Here is an 18,728-nt window from a genome sequence, read left to right as displayed (position 1 = left end):
CTCTCCTTTTTCTAATGACGACTTTGCATCAGGCCTAAAGAAAAAACCGCACGCCGTGATGGCAGTGCGGTTTTTCCATGACAGCTAGCGACGACTAAAAACGATTACGCCTGGTGGCTGGTAACGTAGTCGATAGCAGCTTGTACAGTAGTGATCTTCTCAGCTTCTTCGTCAGGAATCTCGGTCTCGAATTCCTCTTCCAGAGCCATCACCAGCTCAACGGTGTCAAGGGAGTCGGCACCCAGGTCTTCTACGAAGGAAGCGGTGTTCACAACTTCTTCTTCTTTAACGCCCAGTTGCTCGGCAACGATTTTCTTGACGCGCTCTTCGATGGTGCTCATACCTTGTTTTCACTCCTAATGGACAAATTCAGGCAGCTGGCCGGTGGGTAAGTGTATAGAAGAACTTTTCGGTTTTTCAACCGAAAGCTTCACTCCTCAAACCCTGCGGCCCGCCGTCTATAAATTGATTGCAGCTTTATAACGGATTTTAGACAGCTCGTATGACATTTTTTTGAAGCAATCCGTCACATTTAACTCATGTACATCCCGCCGTTCACCGGGATTGTAGCCCCGGTCACGTATGCCGCACCGTCCGACGCAAGAAAAGCGACCACGGACGCGATTTCTTGAGCTTGCCCCAGACGACCCAGCGGAATCTGTGTCAACAAGGCTTCGCGCTGTGCTTCCGGCAGTTCACGGGTCATGTCGGTGTCGATGAAACCCGGTGCAACCGAGTTTACCGTAATCGAGCGCGAACCCACTTCACGCGCCAGCGCACGGCTGAAACCTTCCAGACCGGCCTTCGCCGCAGCATAGTTTACTTGGCCTGCGTTGCCCATGGCACCCACAACCGAACCGATACTGATAATTCGACCCCAGCGAGCCTTGGTCATGCCACGCAAAACGCCCTTGGACAGTCGGTACAGGCTGTTCAGGTTGGTGTCGACGACGTCGAACCATTCGTCATCTTTCATGCGCATCATCAGGTTATCGCGGGTGATACCGGCATTGTTGACCAGGATCGCCGGCGCACCGAACTGCTCCTGAATGCTTGCCAGCACCGCCGCAACGGATTCGTCGCTGGTGACGTTCAACTCAAGGCCGGTGCCTTGGATGCCGTTTTCCTTCAGGGTCGCAGCAATACGCTCGGCGCCCGAAGCGGAAGTCGCGGTACCGATGACGATGGCGCCTTGACGACCCAGTTCCAGGGCGATGGCCTGGCCGATGCCACGGCTTGCACCGGTCACCAGTGCAACTTTACCTTGCAGACTCATGCAAGCTTCTCCTGTTCAGGCCTGCGCTGCACGGGCGGCAGCGAAGGCGTCTGGGGTGTTGAGGTTGGAAGTCGATACGCCTTCGGCGCAGCGTTTGTTCAGGCCTGCCAGCACTTTGCCAGGGCCGCACTCGACCAGCTCGGTCGCGCCCTTGGCCGCCAGGGTCTGCACCGATTCGACCCAGCGAACCGGCTTGTAGAGTTGCTCCAGCAGATCACGCTTGAGGGTCTCGAGATCCGGCGCCACGTTGGCGCTGACATTCTGCACCACGGGAATCTGCGGCGCCTGCCAGTCGATGGCGGCGATGGATTCGGCAAAGCGCTCGGCAGCCGGACGCATCAGTTCGCAGTGCGACGGCACGCTGACCGGCAGTGGCATGGCGCGCTTGGCTCCACGGGCCTTGCAGCCCTCGATGGCGCGCTCGACAGCCGCCTTGGCACCGGCGATGACCACTTGGCCCGGAGAGTTGAAGTTCACCGCACTGACCACATCGCCTTGCGCCGCTTCGGCACAGGCGGCCAGCACATCGGCGTCTTCCAGGCCGAGGATCGCGGCCATGCCGCCCTGCCCGGCCGGAACCGCTTCCTGCATCAACTGGCCACGACGCTCCACCAGTTTCACCGCGTCGCCCAGGCTCAGGCTGCCAGCGGCTACGAGGGCGCTGTATTCGCCCAGGCTGTGACCGGCGACGAATGCCGGGCGAGCGCCGCCTTCAGCCAGCCACAGGCGCCACAATGCGATCGAGGCGGTCAGGATGGCCGGCTGGGTTTTATCGGTTTGATTGAGGCGCTCTTCCGGCCCTTGCTGGGTCAGTGCCCAGAGGTCATAGCCGAGCGCATCGGAAGCTTCTTTGAATGTTTCGAGGATCAGCGGGTATTGCGCGCCCAGCTCGGCCAGCATGCCGAGGGACTGCGAGCCCTGTCCTGGAAAGACGAATGCGAGGGAAGCAGACATGAAAACAAAGCCCCTAATGATCTTGTCGTCAAAAATTGACGCCCCTGGGGGCGCTAGGAAACTGAGAGTTGGATGGCGGCTTGAACCGACCGGTCACATTTAAGCATTGTCGGACGAAAACGCCTAAGTTAACAAATCCTCGAGGCGACCATGCAGGCGCTCCGGCAGGTTTTCCTGGATCTCGATCACCGCTCGGTTGATCGCACTCTGGAAACCCTGCACCCCCGCCGAACCGTGACTCTTGATCACGATCCCCTGCAACCCAAGGAAACTCGCACCGTTGTGCCGCGCTGGCGCCAGGTCAGCCTGCAACCGACGCATCAACGGCAGCGCCAGGGCGCCGACCACCCGCGAGGCGAAGCTTTGCTTGAACAAGGCCTCGATGCGCTGGCCGATCATGGTCGCCAGGCCTTCGCTGGACTTGAGCAGGATATTGCCGACAAAGCCATCGCACACCACCACATCGGCCTCGCCACGGTACAAGCCATCGCCTTCGACGAAACCGATGTAGTTGATGCCGCGCGCGCCCTGCAGCAGCGTGGCCGCCAGCTTGACCTGCTGGTTGCCCTTGATGTCTTCGGTACCGATGTTCAGCAACGCCACACGAGGGCGCACGATGCCCAGGGTTTGCGCCGCGACCGAGCCCATCACCGCAAATTGCAGCAAATGTTCGGCACTGCAATCGACGTTGGCCCCCAGGTCGAGCAACTGACAAAACCCACGCTGGGTCGGAATCGCCGCCACCATTGCAGGCCGGTCGATACCCGGCAAGGTCTTGAGCACGTAGCGCGACAGCGCCATCAGCGCACCGGTATTGCCTGCGCTGACGCATGCCTGGACCTTGCCATCGCGCAGCAGCTCAAGGGCTACCCGCATCGAGGCGTCAGGCTTGCCGCGCAGGACCTGGGCCGGCTTTTCGTCCATGGTGATGATTTCGGACGCTGGGGCAATCGTCAGGCGCGCGCGGTCGACAGCCGATTGGCCGCTGAGCATTTCTTCCAGGAGGGAGGGTTGACCGACGAGGGTCAGGTGCAGCGAGGGCGTAGCATTCAGACAAGCAAGGCTGGCCTGAACAATGCTGCGGGGACCGAAGTCCCCGCCCATTGCGTCAATCGCGATGACTTGAGCGGACAAGTGATTACTCGTCAGCGCCCTTGTCGATCACTTTACGACCACGGTATACGCCTTCTGGCGATACGTGGTGACGCAGGTGAACTTCACCAGTGGTTTTTTCTACGGACAGGGTGCTAGCCTCGAGAGCGTCGTGCGAACGGCGCATGTCACGGGCAGAGCGGGATTTTTTGTTCTGCTGAACAGCCATAATTGATTAACTCCTAAACGTTTGGGTCACGCTTTAACTGCGCCAATACACTGAACGGGTTGGACCGCGTTACCTCGTCCTCGCTCGGTTCGGGCTCATCTGCTCCCGCCGGCTGCTGGCATTCTTCCGGATGATGAGCAGGCACAATGGGCAAGGCGAGCAGAAGCTCCTCCTCGATCAGTGACTGCAGATCCAATGGATCTTCGCCCAGTTCCAGCACGTCATAACCTTTCGGCAACGACTGGGTATTCGCACCCTCCTTCACCACGGCGTAACTGCATTCGCTGTGGATCGGCAGGGTGACCAGCTCAAGACAACGCTGGCAAACCATTTTGACTTCAGTGTCGATAAAGCTGTGGATTACCACAGATTTACGTTCATCTCGTTCAAAAACGAATTTGGCCTGGACCGTACCGACATCGTCGGAAAGCGGGTCGCAGAGTCTCTTCAAATCGGCCAGCAGCAGTTCACCTTGAAGGGTGGTGCCACGGTCAGCCAATTTGCGCGGGTCAACGTGAGGTGGAATCGGGTCATTCAACATAGGCGCAGCATTATAGGGATGCCCCCGGCCATGTCAAAGGAAATTCAGCCCTGTCCGTCACTTGCGCGCCTCGCTAGAATTCGCCCCTGCCTTTTGGAGCCGCCCATGCTGCCTTTATTACTTGCCTCAAGCTCGGTCTACCGCCGGGAATTGCTTGCCCGCCTGGGACTGCCGTTCGTCTGCTGCTCACCCGACATCGATGAAAGCCGTCGTCCCGGCGAGCCCGCCCTTGAACTGGTCAAGCGCCTGGCCCGGGAAAAAGCCCTGGCACTGGCCGACAGCCACCCGGCGCACCTGATCATCGGCTCAGACCAGGTCGCCGTGCTCGGCGAACGCATCCTGGGCAAGCCTCACACCTTCGAGAACGCTCGCGAGCAATTGTTGGCCGCCAGCGGCGCGAGGGTCACGTTCCTGACAGGCCTGGCGCTGCTCAACAGCCAGACCGGCCACTGCCAGGTCGATTGCGTTCCATTTACCGTGAACATGCGCGCACTGGACCCAGGGCGCGTCGAACGCTACCTGCGGGCCGAGCAGCCTTACGACTGCGCCGGCAGCTTCAAGGCCGAAGGACTGGGCGTGAGCCTGTTCCAGAGCACCGAAGGGCCAGACGCCACCAGCCTGGTTGGCCTGCCGTTGATTCGTCTTGTGGATATGTTGCTGGCCGAGGGTGTGCAGATCCCCTGAAGCAGCCCGGCCTGCAAACCTGTGTGGCGAGGAAGCTTGCTCCCGCTCGGTTGCGCAGCGACCGCAACAAACGGGGCTGCTGCGCAGCCCAGCGGGAGCAAGCTCCCTCGCCACAGGGATCGAGAACAGCACTGGCAATCAGCGCAACGCCGGGCCCTGGAACCCCATCCACATCGCCAAATGCTCGGCAATGCTAGCCCCCAGCTTTTTCGAGAAACGATCGAACGGCGACTCTTCGATGGTGAAGTCCACCAGGTCTTTCTGGCCGATCACATCCCGCGCCACCGAACTGGCACTGCCCAAGCCGTCGATCAGGCCCAGCGGCAACGCCTGCTCACCCGACCAGACCAGCCCGGAGAACAACTCCGGATGCTCCTTGTCCTTCAGGCGCTCGCCCCGACCCTTCTTGACGCTGGCAATGAATTGCTTGTGAGTGGTATCGAGCACGCCCTGCCAAAAAGCGGTTTCTTCAGGCTTTTGCGGCTGGAACGGATCAAGGAAGGATTTATGCTCGCCGGAGGTATACACGCGACGCTCCACCCCCAACTTATCCATGGTCCCGACAAAGCCATAGCCGGTCGCAGTCACACCAATGGAGCCCACCAGACTGGCCTTGTCGGCATAGATCTGATCCGCCGCGCTGGCAATGTAATAAGCACCGGAGGCACCGAGATCTGAAATGACCGCATACACCTTGGTATCCGGGTGCAATGCGCGCAGCCGCACGATCTCGTCGTAAACGTACCCCGATTGCACCGGACTACCGCCTGGACTGTTGATACGCAGCACCACGCCCTTGACCTTCGGGTCCTCGAAGGCGGCCCGCAGGCTACCGACGATATTGTCGGCACTGGCAGGCTCTTTGTCGGCGATCATGCCCTCGATATTGATCAAGGCGGTGTACGCCGAGCCGGCGACAGCGCTTTTCTCCATGTTCATCAGCGGCGTGAACAGCGCCAGTGCACCAAAAAGATAAATAAAGGTCAGCAACTTGAAGAAAATACCCCAGCGGCGGGAGCGACGCTGTTCCTGCACGCTGGCGAGCAAGGTTTTCTCCAACAGCTTCCAGCTTTTGTCATCCCCGCTCTCGGCGCTCGCCTTGACAGGTGCTTTCCATTCATCGGTCATGCGTGAATCCCCAGCAAAACTTAAAGAGCCCGCTGGCTCAGCCAGGCGTGCAACTCAGGAAAATGATCAATGGCCAGTCGCGGCTCGAATGCCCGTAGCGCCTCGATCGTTTGAGCGCCGTAGCTGACCGCCACCGACCCCATGCCGGCGTTGCGCGCCATCTGCAGGTCGAATGACGAATCCCCCACCATCAGCGCCTGCTCCGGCCGCACGTCGCAGTGTGCCAGGATCTGCTCAAGCATCAACGGATGCGGCTTGCTGGCGGTTTCGTCCGCGGCACGGGTGATATCGAAATAATCCTCCCAGCCATGGGACTTGAGCACTCGATCCAACCCGCGACGAGCCTTGCCGGTCGCGACAGCCAGGTGATAGCCCTCGGTCCGCAGAACCTCCAGCGTACCCGCCACACCCTCGAACAACGGTGAAGGCTCGGCGTCCAGCGCGATATAGTGATCGGCATAATGCTGGCGAAAAACCACCAGCTCATTGTCGTCGATTTCCGGGTACAGGCTGCGAATAGCTTCTGGCAATCCGAGGCCGATGATGCCTTTCACCGCTAAGTCGTCGCACCGGGCAAATGCCATGCGGTCCGAGGCGACATGCATCGCCTCCACGATCCGGCCAATGGAGTTGGCCAGAGTGCCATCCCAATCGAAGATCAACAGTTTGTAGTCAGGATGCACTCAACCGCTCCACGGTCTTGGCCCACATGTCATCCACCGGGGCCTGCAATTTCAGCTCGCCACCATCGGGCAGCGGCACGGTCAGCATGTAAGCATGGAGAAACAGGCGCTTGCCGCCCAGATCGCGGATTTCCTTGGTGAAATCGTCATCGCCGTACTTGCTGTCGCCGGCAATGCAATGCCCGGCATGCAAGGTATGGACACGGATCTGGTGGGTGCGCCCGGTCACCGGCTTGGCTTCGACCAGGGTGGCGAAGTCATCGAAACGGCGCAGCACCTTGAATACCGTCAGCGCCTCCTTGCCCTCCTCGTTGACTTCGACCATGCGCTCGCCCGAACGCAGGTTGCTCTTGAGCAACGGCGCACGGACTTGCTTGATGGAGGTTTCCCAGCGACCACGCACCAGCGCCATGTAGCGCTTGTCGACGCCGTCGCCGCGCAATTGCTCGTGCAGGTGGCGCAACATGCTGCGTTTCTTGGCGATCATCAGCAGGCCGGAGGTGTCGCGATCGAGGCGGTGGACCAGTTCCAGCTCCTTGGCGTCCGGGCGCAACTGACGAAAGGCTTCGATCACACCGAAATTCAGGCCGCTGCCGCCGTGAACCGCAATGCCTGCGGGCTTGTTGATCACGATCAGGGCTTTGTCTTCATAGATAATCGAGGCTTCAAGGCGTTGCAGCAGCCCCTGGGCCAGGGGCACCGGCTCATCGCGCTCGGGCACGCGAACCGGCGGCACGCGCACGATGTCACCGGCCTGGAGCTTGTACTCAGGCTTGATCCGACCTTTGTTCACTCGCACTTCGCCTTTGCGCAAAATGCGGTAGATCAAGGTCTTGGGCACGCCTTTGAGCCGGGCCAGCAGGAAGTTATCGATTCGTTGGCCGGCATATTCCGGCGAGACCTCGAGCAGTTGAACGCCAGGGGTCGAAGGGGCAGTAGTTGTCATGGCGGCGATCATAACAATTTTTTATGGAATTGAAGCACTTAATCATTGCTGCTATAGTCGCGAACGCCGCCAAAAGTGGCTGGACAGTGGACCAGCGGTCAAAAACCGGCCCTGACCAACGCAATTCACGAGGACGAGAGGCCGTCCTACGGGGCTTTCGCTACGTAACGGTAGAGTTTTCAGGTGTAACGAGCGCAGGTGACATGAGGCCTGAAATACGCCGCAAAGCAGAGTTTTGACTCGCCTTGCGCGCCATATTCACGGCCAGTTCACAAAGTGCAGTCAGCTGCGGACGACCCCGAGCGAATGCTTCGGAAACAACGCCTAAATTAGCCATGATGCGTGACCTCCCCTTCCGGAGCTCACGGTAAATGCCAACCCGCTGCGGATTCTGCGCGCGGCAGCACCCGAATTATCAGGGATACGTGTAGGGTGGAGATGTACAACCGTCGGACTGTGTAGCACTAGGCTTATATTTAGACGCTTCATCTCGTCCACAGGCGCCGGTTGATTCCTCCTCCTGACTGAGTGCTTGAGTACCAGCAAGCAGGACGCGTCCGTCGCGACTTCGCCATCATTGGGTCGAACTCGCTGGACACTGGAGTGGCCTTGCCATCTCCAGGACGCACCTGACACCGACCGTGAGAAGTCGTGTGTGCCGAACGCCGTTTCCGGCAGCCCGGAAACCGACGGTACTACATGAAAAGAATGCTGATTAACGCAACTCAACCCGAAGAGTTGCGTGTTGCACTGGTAGACGGCCAGCGCCTCTACGACCTGGATATCGAATCCGGTGCACGCGAGCAGAAGAAGGCCAACATCTATAAAGGCCGGATTACTCGCATCGAACCAAGCCTTGAGGCTGCCTTTGTCGATTTCGGCTCCGAGCGCCACGGCTTCCTGCCCCTCAAAGAAATCTCCCGCGAATACTTCAAGAAGGCCCCTGAAGGCCGCGTCAACATCAAGGACGTCCTGAGCGAAGGCCAGGAAGTCATCGTCCAGGTCGAAAAAGAAGAACGTGGCAACAAGGGCGCCGCCCTGACCACCTTCATCAGCCTGGCCGGCCGTTACCTGGTCCTGATGCCGAACAACCCTCGCGCCGGCGGCATCTCCCGCCGCATCGAAGGCGAAGAGCGCAATGAACTGCGTGAAGCCCTGAACGGCCTGGTTGCCCCGGCTGACATGGGCCTGATCGTTCGCACTGCCGGCCTGGGCCGCAGCAGCGAAGAAATGCAGTGGGACCTCGACTACCTGCTGCAACTGTGGACCGCCATCAAAGAAGCCTCGCTGGATCGCTCCGCGCCGTTCCTGATCTACCAGGAAAGCAACGTGATCATCCGCGCCATCCGCGATTACCTGCGCCAGGACATCGGCGAAGTGCTGATCGACAGCGTCGAAGCCCAGGACGAAGCCCTGACCTTCATTCGCCAGGTGATGCCGCAGTACGCCAGCAAGATCAAGCTCTACGAAGACAGCGTTCCGCTGTTCAACCGTTTCCAGATCGAAAGCCAGATCGAAACCGCCTTCCAGCGCGTCGTCGAACTGCCGTCCGGCGGCTCCATCGTCATCGACCCGACCGAAGCCCTGGTGTCCATCGACATCAACTCGGCGCGCGCCACCAAAGGCAGCGACATCGAAGAGACCGCCCTGCAGACCAACCTTGAAGCGGCCGAGGAAATCGCCCGTCAGTTGCGCCTGCGCGACATCGGCGGCCTGATCGTCATCGACTTCATCGACATGACCCCGGCCAAGAACCAGCGCGCCGTGGAAGAAAAGGTCCGTGAATGCCTGGAAGCCGACCGTGCCCGCGTACAGGTCGGTCGCATCTCGCGCTTCGGCCTGCTGGAAATGTCCCGTCAGCGCCTGCGTCCGTCCCTGGGCGAAAGCAGCGGCATCGTCTGCCCTCGCTGCAACGGCACCGGCATCATCCGTGACGTCGAGTCGCTGTCCCTGGCGATCCTGCGCCTGATCGAAGAAGAAGCCCTGAAAGACCGCACCGCCGAAGTTCGCGCCCAAGTGCCGATCCCGGTGGCCGCGTTCCTGCTCAACGAAAAACGCAACTCGATCACCAAGATCGAACTGCGGACCCGTGCCCGCATCGTCATCCTGCCGAACGATCACCTCGAGACGCCGCACTTCGAAGTGCAGCGCCTGCGCGATGACAGCCCGGAAGCCCACACCAACCAGTCCAGCTACGAAATCGCTGCTGCCGCTGCCGAAGTGGAAGAAGTCCAGCCGGCCGCCGCCACTCGCACCCTGGTTCGCCAGGAAGCTGCGGTCAAGACCGCTCCGGCCCGCGCCAATGCTCCGGTTCCGACCGAAGTGGCCGCTCCGGTTGCCGCCCCGGCCGCCGCACCAGAGCCAAGCCTGTTCAAAGGCCTGGTGAAGTCGCTGGTCAGCCTGTTCGCCACCAAGGAAGAACCTGCTGCCCCGGCCGTTGTCGCCAAGCCTGCCACGACCGAGCGTCCTGCCCGCAACGAAGAACGCCGTAACGGTCGCCAACAGACCCGCAACCGCAACGGTCGTCGCGACGAAGAACGCAAACCTCGCGAAGAACGTGCACCGCGTGAAGAACGTGCGCCACGCGAGCCGCGTGAAGAGCGTCAGCCACGCGAAGCCCGTGAGGAAGCGCCAGCCGTAGCCCGCGAAGAGCGTGCACCGCGTCCGCCCCGTGAAGAACGTCAGCCGCGCGCACCGCGTGAAGATCGCAAGCCACGTGGCGAGCGTGAAGAACGTGTTCGCGAACTGCGCGAGCCACTGGATGCCGCCCCGGCTGCTGCCACCACCGCTGAAGAGCGTCCGGCCCGCCAGCCTCGTGAAGAACGCGCACCGCGTCCGCCACGTGAAGAGCGCCAGCCACGCGCCGAGCAGGCAGCCGCCGCTGCCAGCGAAGAAGAAGTGCTGAACACCGAAGAGCAGTTGCAGGAAGACGGCCAGGACACCGCCGAAGGCGATCGTCCACGCCGCCGCTCCCGTGGCCAGCGTCGTCGCAGCAACCGTCGTGAGCGTCAGCGCGACGCCAACGGCAACGTGATCGAAGGTTCGGAAGAGTCCGAGTCCACCGAGAACACTGAAGCGCCAAGCGCTGCCGATCTGGCTGCCGGCCTGGCCGTGACTGCGGCCGTTGCCAGCAGCGCAATCAGCGCCCCGGCCGAAGCCCAGGCTCACGAACAAGCCGAACGCGCTACCGCTGCGGTGGAAAGCGCGCCAGTTGCCGAAGCTCCGGTGGTCGAAGCCACTACCCCGGTAGAAGTCACCGCTTCGCCAGAAGTGGAAGTCGCCCCGGCCCATGAAGCCCAGGTTGCTGAAACTGAAGTGGTCGCCGAGCCTGCACCGGTTGTTGAGCAGCCAGTGGTAGCCGCTGAGCCGGCCGTTGAAACACCGGCCGAGGAAAAGGCCCCGGAGCCTGCCCGCGAGGAGCAGACTGCATTCAACTGGACCGCCGAGCCAGCCGCACCGGCACCTGTTGCGGAGCCTGAGCCGGCACCAGAGCCTATGAAAGCGGTCGAGCCAGAAGTGGTTGAGTCTGCTCCAGTGGTCGAGGCGCCGGTGGTTGCCGAAGCCCCTGCCCCGGTGGAAGTGCCTGCACCCGCCAGCGCCCTGACCGCGAACGGCCGTGCGCCGAACGATCCGCGCGAAGTGCGCCGTCGCAAGCGTGAAGCCGAGCGTCTGCAGAAGGAAGCCGAACAAGCTGCCGCTGCTGCCGCTCAAGCGCCTGCTGCCGAGCCAGCTCCAGCCGTGGAAGAAGTCGCCGAGGCAGCCCCTGCCCCGGTCGCCGAAACCCCGGTTGAATCAGCTCCGACATTCGACGAACCTCAGCACAGCGCTGAAGAAGTCGTGCCGCGTCACACTGAAGCCCTGGAAAAAGAGCACGAGCCTAAACCTCACGCCTGATTCCACCGCCCAGTAAAAAGCCCCGCCTGGTGATGCCAGGCGGGGCTTTTTTATGCCTTCATACTTATCCACAGCGGGACTGGGACCAGACACAAGACTTATGCCCACTGAAGATCCACTGTGGGAGCGAGCTTGCTCGCGATGGCGCCGGGTCAGCTTGCATCAATGCTGAATATCGGACCGCTTTCGCGAGCAAGCTCGCTCCCACAGGGTTCTGCGTCGTTTGTTATTTGAAGGCCAATGCCTCTGGCACATCGACATCCCACGTCACGCCAGGGTCATCCACCGGCACCTCGACCACTTGCGCCCCGGCAAACAATGCCTTGGCACCGCGATCTCCAGTCAGTGCCATCAGTCTTGGGCCAAACGCACGGCCGAATCCCACCGGATGCCCGTATTCGCCGGAGAGGACCGGCACACTGATGCCATCCTCGCGAATCCTCGCCGCCACCTGCTCGATAGTCGACGGCAGGATGAAAGGCATATCACCCAGTACCATCAACCAGCCAGCAAGGTCCGGGCAAGCCTGGACACCGGCCGCGATGCTGTCCCCCAGACCGGGAGAGTCCAGCGCCACGAAATCGCAGCCATAGGCTTGGGCCATGCGGATGGCTTGCGGACGATCCTGGCTCGTCACCAGGACGCGCTTTTGCAGGGAGGCAGGCAAGTTCACCAGCACCTGCTCGATCACCGAACGGACGGCACCGTCCCGCCCGGTGCAATCGGCCAGCAACTTATCCTTGTCGGGGCCGGCCACCTGACGGAAACGACTGCCCGATCCGGCCGCGAGAATGATCACGCCTATCGACTCGCTCATACGCCCTCCTCCCCCGCGGCTTACAACGGCTTTTTCTGCCGCAGTTCAACGCCATTCTTGATGGCCACGATCTCGGCCAGCAACGACAAGGCGATTTCCGCCGGGGTGTGGCTGCCGATGTGCAGGCCGATGGGTCCATGCAAGCGTTCAATGGCCTGTGCTGACAAGCCTAGCTGAGCCAGATTATCCCGGCGCTTCTGGCTGTTGACTCGCGAGCCCAGGGCGCCGACATAAAAGGCCTTGGAGTCCAGGGCCGTGAGCAGCGCCATGTCATCCAGGCGTGGATCATGGGTCAGCGCCACAATGGCGGTGCGCTCGTCGGTCTGGATGCTCAACACGGCTTCGTCGGGCATCCCCGAGACGAAGCGGCCATGCTGCTCTTCCCAACCATAGACAAACTCCTTGCGCGGATCGCAAATCAGCACTTCGAAGTCCAGCAACCGGGCCATTTCCGCCACGTAGCGCGACAGTTGCCCGGCGCCGATCAGCAACAGCCGCCAACGTGGGCCGTATATGGCCCGCAGGACCTGTCCATCGAACACCAGGGCGTCGGTTTTGCTGGCCGGGGTCAGGACCACGTTGCCGCTGGCGACTGTCAGCTCCCGGGCGACAATCTCATGGGCTTCGCAACGTTCCAGCAATTGCGCGACCCAGTGTGGATCGCCCACCCGCTCTTCGGTCAGGCGCAGGGTGCCGCCGCACGGCAGGCCGAAGCGCGCCGCTTCTTCGCGGGTGACGCCATAGGTGATCAGTTGCACCGGCGGGCCGTCCGCCGGAATCCGACCGTCGTGCAGCCGGGCGATCAGGTCATCCTCGACACAACCACCCGACACCGAACCAATCACCACGCCATCTTCGCGCAGGGCCAGCATCGCCCCCGGCGGCCTTGGCGCTGTGCCCCAGGTCTGGACCACAGTGAACAGCACCACCCGCTGCCCCGCGCGGCGCCACTCGAGCACGCTGCGCAGGACGTTCAGATCAACGCTGTCCATCAGGCCTTCGCCTGCTGCCAGCCTTGCAGCTGATAGCGTACAGGCAGGTTACGGATGCGCTTGCCAGTGGCGGCGAAAATCGCGTTGCACAGCGCAGGCGCAATCGGTGGCACACCCGGCTCGCCGACACCGCCCAACGGCACCTCACCCGGCGGCGTGACCAAGTGCACGGCCACTTCCTTGGGCGCCAGGGACATGCGCGCCACCTCGTACATGTGGAAATTGTCCTGCTGCACCTTGCCATCCTTGAAACTGATTTCCCCCACCATGGCATTGCCTAGCCCCATGACGCAGGCGCCCTCGAACTGGGAACGGATGCGCTCGGGGTTGATCTGCGGACCGCAATCCACGGCGATGTCCGCCTTGTGCACGATCACCGTGCCGTCGTCCTTGACCTCTACGTCGATCACCGCCGCCACGTAAGTGACGAAGCTGTAGTGCACGGCCAAGCCCAGGCCACGGCCCTTGGGCAGTTCCCGGCCCCAACCGGCGGCCTTGGCAGCGGTTTCCAGCACCGTGCGGATCCGCGCGGTATCAATCGGATAGCGCTCGGGGGATTCGCCATAGTTCCACTCTTCGCTCAAGCTACGCGGATCGATCTTGCGGTCCGGGCCAAGCAATTTGACCTGGTACTTCAGCGGATCCTGGCCGGCCTTGTGGGCCAATTCGTCGATGAAACTCTGGATCGCGAAACCATGGGGGATGTTCGACACCGAGCGATACCAACCCACCCGGGCATGGGCCACCGCTTCGGGATTCTCCAGGCGCAGGTTCGGGATGGCATAAGCCATGTTGGTCACGCCCATGCCTATTTCGAACGGCGCCTCGTGGGTCATGCCCGGCGCAAACAGTGCGGTGATGCTCGGGGCCACGGTGCGGTGCAACCAGCCGGACGGCATACCGTCCTGGTTCAGGCCGGCCTTGAGGTATTCGGCCGATACCGTGTGGAAATACGAGTGATGGATGTCGTCTTCACGGGTCCATTGCACCCGTATTGCCTGGCCGGGAAATTCCTTGGCGAGCACGGCCGCTTCGACGACAAAGTCGGGTTTGGACTTGCGTCCGAAACCGCCGCCCAACAACGTGATGTTCACCGTGACCTTCTCGAAAGGAATGCCCAGGCGTTCAGCGACACGTTCACGGGTCACCTGCGGGGCCTGGCTCGGTGCCCAGGCCTCGCATTGGCCGTCCTTGAACCGGGCGACGGCAACCATCGGTTCCATCGGTGATTGGGACAGGTGCGGCAAGTAATACGATGCTTCCAACGTCGAATCAGCCTTGGCCAGTGCATCGTCGAGATCGCCGCTGCTGCGCACGACTTTTCCGGGCTTGAGGGCCGCCGCTTCCAGCTCCTTGCGATAGGCAATGGAGTCATAACCGGCATTCGGGCCGTCGTCCCATTGGATTTTCAACGCTTCGCGGCCCTTGATCGCCGCCCAGGTGTTCTTCGCCACCACCGCCACGCCGCCCAACGGTTGGAATTCCGAGGGCAGCGGGCGCCCTTCGATCTGCACCACCTTGACCACGCCCGGTACTTTCAGCGCGGCGCTGCTGTCCACGCTCTTGACCTTGCCACCATAGACCGGCGGACGCGCGATGACGGCATAGAGCATGCCGTCGAAATGCACATCGGCACCAAACACGGCACGACCGTTGACGATGTCTGCGCCATCGATGGCCCGGCTCGCCTCCTTGCCGATGTAGCGGAACTCCGATGGCTGCTTGAGGCGCAGGCTGCCACGGCTCGGCACCGCCAGGGCACTGGCGGCGGCGGCCAATTCGCCATAACCCAGTTCACGCCCCGAAGGCTGGTGCAGCACCTTGTGCAGTTGGGCATGGCATTCATCCACCGGCACCTTCCACTGCGCGGCGGCGGCCAGTTCCAACATGGTCCGGGCGGCAGCACCGCAACGGCGCATCGGCTCGTACCAATGACGCATGCTGCGTGAACCGTCGGTGTCCTGGTTGCCGAAGCGCGCCTCATCGGCCGGCGCCTGTTGCACCTTTACTCGCGCCCAGTCGGCCTCCAGCTCATCGGCCACGACCATGCTCAGGCTGGTACGCACACCCTGCCCCATTTCCGAACGGTTGCAGATCACGGTCACGCTGCCATCGGTGGCAATGCTGACGTACACCTTCGGGTCGTCGACCGCGCCATGGGGCATGCCCTCGGCACCGAATTTCTTTTCCTCGGCAAAGGCCTCCGGCAGCCCCCACGTGGCCGCCAGTACCAGCACACCGGCGGCACTCGCGCCTTTGAGGAAGCCGCGACGGCTGAGGTTGCTCAGGACAAAATCATCGGGCAAGCGGCTCATGCCTTGGCCTCCTTCAGGTGAGTGGAGGCCTGGCGGATCGCGGTCTTGATCCGGTTGTAGGTGCCGCAACGGCAGATGTTGCCGACCATGGCTTCTTCGATCTGCTCATCACTCGGGTTGGGGTTGGTCTTGAGCAAGGCGGTCGCCGACATGATCTGCCCGCCCTGGCAGTAACCGCACTGGGCCACTGCTGTGTCGAGCCAGGCCTTCTGGACGATTTGCCCAACCGGATCGACATGAAGTTCGTCTATGGTGCTGACATTTTGTCCATTCACAGAACCGATTGGCGTAATGCAACTGCGCGCCGGGGCGCCGTCGATGTGGATGGTGCACGCGCCGCACAGGCCCATGCCGCAGCCGAATTTGGTGCCGTTGTAACCGGCCACATCCCGGATAGCCCACAGCAGCGGCATGTCCTCGGTCACATCCAGTTGATGGTCTTTTCCATTGAGTTTCAGGGTAATCATGGGCACGCCCGCATAGTTATCGAGTTATGGGGTCGAGCAATCTGCCGCTGGGTTGACGGTTCGGTTGTCGCAGACTGACTCAGGCTGATCGGGCTCTCTTATGCCGGCGCACGCAGGCGTCTGCATCGGGCCTTTGGGATGCGATGGTCGCATCGTTAGGAGGCTAAATTAACCCAGGATCACGCAAAACGCCCTGCACAATCCTGCACAAATAATCTGTGCGTGATTGTGGCAGGGCGTTGTTCAGTTGATCGCGAGCAAGCTTTGCTCCCACCGCGCTCAGTACCGATTGGGTTCCATTTCCAGCTCGACCTGGAAACGCTCGGCAATGTCTTTCTGGATGCGCAGGGCCAAGTCCAGAAGTTGCGGGCCCGTGGCGTTGCCGTAGTTGACCAACACCAACGCCTGCAACTTGTGCACCCCGGCATCACCTTCGCGAAAGCCCTTCCAGCCGGCCCGTTCGATCAACCAGCCGGCGGCGATTTTCATCTGCCCTTCAGGCTGCGGATAAGCCACCAGGTCAGGGTATTGCAGTTTGAGGTGCGCTACGTGCGTAGCCGGCACCAGCGGGTTCTTGAAGAAGCTGCCGGCATTGCCCAGCACGGCCGGGTCCGGGAGTTTTTCGCTGCGGATGCTGCAAATGGCCCGGCTCACGTCGGTGGGTGTCGCCTGCTCGATGCCCTGCTCGGTCAATCGCTGGCGAACCGGACCGTACTCCAGATGCAAGTGTGCGGCGCGACTGAGGGCGAAGCGCACCCGCAGGATCAACCAGCGACCCGCTTGCTGTTTGAACAGGCTGTCGCGATAAGCGAACCGACAGTCTTCAAGGCTGAAATCGCGCAGCTCGCCGGTCTGGCGATCCAGCGCGGTGAGGCCGGCGAAGACGTCCTTGATCTCCACACCGTAGGCGCCGATGTTTTGCATCGGTGCCGCGCCCACAGTACCGGGGATCAGACTGAGGTTCTCCAATCCGGACCAGCCCTGCGCCAACGTGTGCTGGACGAACGGGTGCCAGGGCTCCCCTGCTTCGGCTTCGACCACTACGCGTTCGCCGTCATCGCTGAGCAGGCGAATACCGTGGCTGGCCATGCGCAGCACCAGCGCGTCGATGTCGCCGGTCAGCAACAGGTTGCTGCCGCCCCCTATTACCAACAATGGCACGGCATGTTCGGCGGCATAAGCCAACGCCTCGCGAACATCACCATCGCTGTGGGCTTCGGCGAACAACCGGGCAGTGACGTCCACCCCGAAACTGTTGAAGGGCTTGAGGCTGACGCCCGCCCGCACCTGCAAGGTCATAACCGCCCCTTCAATTCGATCACCAGGCGATCGGTAGCGCGCTCGATCAGGTCCAGCACTTGTTCGAAGCCTTGTTCGCCGTCGTAGTACGGGTCCGGCACATCGTCGAGTTCAGCTTCGTAGCGCCGCAGGAACAGGTCCAGCTCGGCCTTGCCATTGGCCGGTTGCAAGGCCTTGAGGTGGCGCAGGTTGCTGCTGTCCATCGCCAGGATCAGGTCATAGGCGGCGAAATCAGCGCGGGTCACCTGTTGCGCACGCTGGGCCGACAAGTCGTAGCCACGCTTCAGGGCCGCCGCCTGGCTGCGCTTGTCCGGAGCCTTGCCGACGTGCCAGTCACCGGTGCCGGCGGAAGCGACTTCCACCTGCCCGGCCAACCCGGCCTCACGCAACTTGTGGCGCAGGATGCCTTCGGCGGTGGGCGAGCGGCAGATATTGCCGAGGCAGACAAACAGGACCCGCATCAAGCCTCCAGCAGGCGACGAACGCGCTCGAGGTCTTCGGCGGTGTCCACGCCGGTCGGCGGGGCGATCAGCGCATCGGCGACGTGGATCCGCACGCCGTGCCACAGGGCACGCAGCTGTTCCAGGGCTTCAGTGTTTTCCAGCCAGCACGGGCCCCAGGCGACGAAGTCCTGGAGGAAGCCGGCGCGGTAGGCATAGATGCCGATGTGGCGGCGGTATGGCACGCCTTCCGGCATCACGTCACGGCTTTGGGCAAATGCGTCCCGCGCCCAGGGCAACGTCGCGCGGCTGAAGGTCAACGCCAGGCCATTGAGGTCACTGACCACCTTGACCACGTTGGGATTGAACAAGGTCTGCACATCCTCGATCGGCTCGGCCAGGGTGGCCATGCGCGCCTCGGTGTGGGCCGCGAGGTTGGCGGCGACCTGATCGATAACGCTCGGCGGGATCAACGGCTCGTCGCCTTGCACATTGACCACGATAGCGTCGGCGGCAAGACCGAGCTTCGCCGCGACCTCCGCCAGGCGGTCAGTGCCGGAATTATGGTCTTCACGCGTCAGGACGACTTCGGCGCCAAAGCCTTTGCAGGCCTCGACGATGCGCGCATCGTCAGTCGCCACCACCACACGCTGGGCGCTGCTTTTGCAGGCCTGCTCCCAGACATGCTGAATCATCGGCTTGCCGGCAATCGACAGCAACGGCTTGCCGGGCAGGCGCGTCGAAGCGAAACGCGACGGAATGACAACGGTAAAGGCTGCGGTCATTTATCCAGGCGCTCGTCGGTGGTCAGGGTGCGGGCTTCGCTTTCGAGCATCACCGGGATGCCGTCGCGAATCGGGTAGGCCAGGCCGGCCCCCTTGCTGATCAGTTCGGTCTTGTCGGCGCTGAGCTTGAGCGGGCCTTTGCAGACCGGGCAGGCCAGAATATCGAGCAATTTGGTGTCCATGGAA

General features: G+C 61.9%; 19 protein-coding genes. 2 read left to right on the top strand and 17 right to left on the bottom strand.

Annotated features, from left to right (window positions below):
* Window positions 1–104: 104 nt before the first annotated feature.
* The 6 genes from acpP to BLU76_RS23970 all read right to left on the bottom strand — a co-directional run bounded on the left by acpP (window position 105) and on the right by BLU76_RS23970 (window position 4,092).
* Complete coding sequence (acpP, locus tag BLU76_RS23995) at window positions 105–341, bottom strand: acyl carrier protein (RefSeq protein WP_003175607.1); 237 nt, start codon at window positions 339–341, stop codon at window positions 105–107.
* A 191-nt stretch (window positions 342–532) separates the two neighbouring features.
* Window positions 533–1,276, bottom strand: coding sequence for a 3-oxoacyl-ACP reductase FabG (gene fabG, locus BLU76_RS23990; protein ID WP_018613558.1), 744 nt, complete (start codon window positions 1,274–1,276; stop codon window positions 533–535).
* 15 nt (window positions 1,277–1,291) lie between these two features.
* The gene (gene fabD / locus BLU76_RS23985; RefSeq protein ID WP_003204258.1) at window positions 1,292–2,230 is read right to left on the bottom strand and encodes an ACP S-malonyltransferase; all 939 of its coding nucleotides are present in this window, start codon (window positions 2,228–2,230) and stop codon (window positions 1,292–1,294) included.
* A gap of 123 nt (window positions 2,231–2,353) precedes the next feature.
* Window positions 2,354–3,364: a phosphate acyltransferase PlsX gene (gene plsX, locus BLU76_RS23980; protein ID WP_092150103.1), complete on the bottom strand. Its 1,011-nt coding sequence runs from the start codon at window positions 3,362–3,364 to the stop codon at window positions 2,354–2,356.
* 4 nt (window positions 3,365–3,368) lie between these two features.
* Window positions 3,369–3,551, bottom strand: a complete 183-nt coding sequence (gene rpmF, locus BLU76_RS23975) for a 50S ribosomal protein L32 (RefSeq protein WP_003179396.1) — start codon at window positions 3,549–3,551, stop codon at window positions 3,369–3,371.
* Window positions 3,552–3,564: 13 nt separating this feature from the next.
* Window positions 3,565–4,092: a YceD family protein gene (locus BLU76_RS23970; protein ID WP_003204262.1), complete on the bottom strand. Its 528-nt coding sequence runs from the start codon at window positions 4,090–4,092 to the stop codon at window positions 3,565–3,567.
* Window positions 4,093–4,197: 105 nt separating this feature from the next.
* On the opposite strand from BLU76_RS23970, the gene BLU76_RS23965 reads away from it, so the two are divergent.
* Window positions 4,198–4,776, top strand: coding sequence for a Maf family protein (locus BLU76_RS23965; RefSeq protein ID WP_063324914.1), 579 nt, complete (start codon window positions 4,198–4,200; stop codon window positions 4,774–4,776).
* 138 nt (window positions 4,777–4,914) lie between these two features.
* Here BLU76_RS23965 and BLU76_RS23960 read toward each other — a convergent pair whose 3' ends face one another.
* The 3 genes from BLU76_RS23960 to rluC are packed head-to-tail and all read right to left on the bottom strand — an operon-like array spanning window position 4,915 to window position 7,533.
* Window positions 4,915–5,904: a S49 family peptidase gene (locus BLU76_RS23960; protein ID WP_063324913.1), complete on the bottom strand. Its 990-nt coding sequence runs from the start codon at window positions 5,902–5,904 to the stop codon at window positions 4,915–4,917.
* Window positions 5,905–5,924: 20 nt separating this feature from the next.
* A complete protein-coding gene (locus BLU76_RS23955) occupies window positions 5,925–6,587 on the bottom strand; it encodes an HAD-IA family hydrolase (protein ID WP_092224744.1) in 663 nt (220 codons plus the stop codon).
* Window positions 6,577–7,533, bottom strand: a complete 957-nt coding sequence (gene rluC / locus BLU76_RS23950) for a 23S rRNA pseudouridine(955/2504/2580) synthase RluC (protein ID WP_063325247.1) — start codon at window positions 7,531–7,533, stop codon at window positions 6,577–6,579. Before rluC ends, BLU76_RS23955 begins: the two co-directional genes overlap by 11 nt.
* A 699-nt stretch (window positions 7,534–8,232) precedes the next feature.
* On the opposite strand from rluC, the gene rne reads away from it, so the two are divergent.
* On the top strand, window positions 8,233–11,427 hold the full coding sequence (gene rne, locus BLU76_RS23945) for a ribonuclease E (protein ID WP_092150112.1): 3,195 nt from the start codon (window positions 8,233–8,235) through the stop codon (window positions 11,425–11,427).
* Window positions 11,428–11,653: 226 nt separating this feature from the next.
* Here rne and BLU76_RS23940 read toward each other — a convergent pair whose 3' ends face one another.
* The 8 genes from BLU76_RS23940 to BLU76_RS23905 form a co-directional block, all read right to left on the bottom strand.
* The gene (locus BLU76_RS23940; protein ID WP_092150115.1) at window positions 11,654–12,244 is read right to left on the bottom strand and encodes a nucleotidyltransferase family protein; all 591 of its coding nucleotides are present in this window, start codon (window positions 12,242–12,244) and stop codon (window positions 11,654–11,656) included.
* Window positions 12,245–12,264: 20 nt separating this feature from the next.
* Window positions 12,265–13,236 (bottom strand): XdhC family protein, encoded by a 972-nt coding sequence (locus tag BLU76_RS23935; protein WP_063324909.1) that lies wholly within the window; start codon window positions 13,234–13,236, stop codon window positions 12,265–12,267.
* Window positions 13,236–15,551 carry a xanthine dehydrogenase family protein molybdopterin-binding subunit gene (locus tag BLU76_RS23930; RefSeq protein WP_092150118.1) on the bottom strand — a complete coding sequence of 772 codons (2,316 nt, stop codon included), beginning with the start codon at window positions 15,549–15,551 and terminating at the stop codon, window positions 13,236–13,238. The genes BLU76_RS23935 and BLU76_RS23930 overlap by 1 nt, the downstream gene beginning before the upstream one ends.
* Window positions 15,548–16,018: a (2Fe-2S)-binding protein gene (locus BLU76_RS23925; protein ID WP_003204280.1), complete on the bottom strand. Its 471-nt coding sequence runs from the start codon at window positions 16,016–16,018 to the stop codon at window positions 15,548–15,550. The genes BLU76_RS23930 and BLU76_RS23925 overlap by 4 nt, the downstream gene beginning before the upstream one ends.
* A gap of 279 nt (window positions 16,019–16,297) precedes the next feature.
* Window positions 16,298–17,317 carry a UDP-N-acetylmuramate dehydrogenase gene (murB, locus tag BLU76_RS23920; RefSeq protein WP_092150121.1) on the bottom strand — a complete coding sequence of 340 codons (1,020 nt, stop codon included), beginning with the start codon at window positions 17,315–17,317 and terminating at the stop codon, window positions 16,298–16,300.
* Window positions 17,314–17,778 (bottom strand): low molecular weight protein-tyrosine-phosphatase, encoded by a 465-nt coding sequence (locus tag BLU76_RS23915; RefSeq protein WP_072347151.1) that lies wholly within the window; start codon window positions 17,776–17,778, stop codon window positions 17,314–17,316. The genes murB and BLU76_RS23915 overlap by 4 nt, the downstream gene beginning before the upstream one ends.
* Window positions 17,778–18,542, bottom strand: a complete 765-nt coding sequence (kdsB, locus tag BLU76_RS23910) for a 3-deoxy-manno-octulosonate cytidylyltransferase (protein WP_053189634.1) — start codon at window positions 18,540–18,542, stop codon at window positions 17,778–17,780. The genes BLU76_RS23915 and kdsB overlap by 1 nt, the downstream gene beginning before the upstream one ends.
* Window positions 18,539–18,724 (bottom strand): Trm112 family protein, encoded by a 186-nt coding sequence (locus BLU76_RS23905; protein ID WP_003179363.1) that lies wholly within the window; start codon window positions 18,722–18,724, stop codon window positions 18,539–18,541. The genes kdsB and BLU76_RS23905 overlap by 4 nt, the downstream gene beginning before the upstream one ends.
* Between the last annotated feature and the right edge of the window lie 4 nt (window positions 18,725–18,728).

Source organism: Pseudomonas sp. NFACC08-1 (assembly GCF_900106735.1).
GTDB classification, from domain to species: domain Bacteria; phylum Pseudomonadota; class Gammaproteobacteria; order Pseudomonadales; family Pseudomonadaceae; genus Aquipseudomonas; species Aquipseudomonas fluorescens_Q.
Note: the sequence above shows the minus strand (reverse complement) of the source record. Positions and strands in the feature narration are given on the sequence as shown.

Coding starts and splice junctions, on each gene's coding strand:
- acpP (WP_003175607.1), bottom strand. CDS start 341: ATGAGCACCATCGAAGAGCGCGTCAAGAAAATCGTTGCCGAGCAACTG.
- fabG (WP_018613558.1), bottom strand. CDS start 1,276: ATGAGTCTGCAAGGTAAAGTTGCACTGGTGACCGGTGCAAGCCGTGGC.
- fabD (WP_003204258.1), bottom strand. CDS start 2,230: ATGTCTGCTTCCCTCGCATTCGTCTTTCCAGGACAGGGCTCGCAGTCC.
- rpmF (WP_003179396.1), bottom strand. CDS start 3,551: ATGGCTGTTCAGCAGAACAAAAAATCCCGCTCTGCCCGTGACATGCGC.
- BLU76_RS23970 (WP_003204262.1), bottom strand. CDS start 4,092: ATGTTGAATGACCCGATTCCACCTCACGTTGACCCGCGCAAATTGGCT.
- BLU76_RS23965 (WP_063324914.1), top strand. CDS start 4,198: ATGCTGCCTTTATTACTTGCCTCAAGCTCGGTCTACCGCCGGGAATTG.
- BLU76_RS23960 (WP_063324913.1), bottom strand. CDS start 5,904: ATGACCGATGAATGGAAAGCACCTGTCAAGGCGAGCGCCGAGAGCGGG.
- rluC (WP_063325247.1), bottom strand. CDS start 7,533: ATGACAACTACTGCCCCTTCGACCCCTGGCGTTCAACTGCTCGAGGTC.
- rne (WP_092150112.1), top strand. CDS start 8,233: ATGAAAAGAATGCTGATTAACGCAACTCAACCCGAAGAGTTGCGTGTT.
- BLU76_RS23940 (WP_092150115.1), bottom strand. CDS start 12,244: ATGAGCGAGTCGATAGGCGTGATCATTCTCGCGGCCGGATCGGGCAGT.
- BLU76_RS23935 (WP_063324909.1), bottom strand. CDS start 13,236: ATGGACAGCGTTGATCTGAACGTCCTGCGCAGCGTGCTCGAGTGGCGC.
- BLU76_RS23930 (WP_092150118.1), bottom strand. CDS start 15,551: ATGAGCCGCTTGCCCGATGATTTTGTCCTGAGCAACCTCAGCCGTCGC.
- BLU76_RS23925 (WP_003204280.1), bottom strand. CDS start 16,018: ATGATTACCCTGAAACTCAATGGAAAAGACCATCAACTGGATGTGACC.
- murB (WP_092150121.1), bottom strand. CDS start 17,317: ATGACCTTGCAGGTGCGGGCGGGCGTCAGCCTCAAGCCCTTCAACAGT.
- BLU76_RS23915 (WP_072347151.1), bottom strand. CDS start 17,778: ATGCGGGTCCTGTTTGTCTGCCTCGGCAATATCTGCCGCTCGCCCACC.
- kdsB (WP_053189634.1), bottom strand. CDS start 18,542: ATGACCGCAGCCTTTACCGTTGTCATTCCGTCGCGTTTCGCTTCGACG.
- BLU76_RS23905 (WP_003179363.1), bottom strand. CDS start 18,724: ATGGACACCAAATTGCTCGATATTCTGGCCTGCCCGGTCTGCAAAGGC.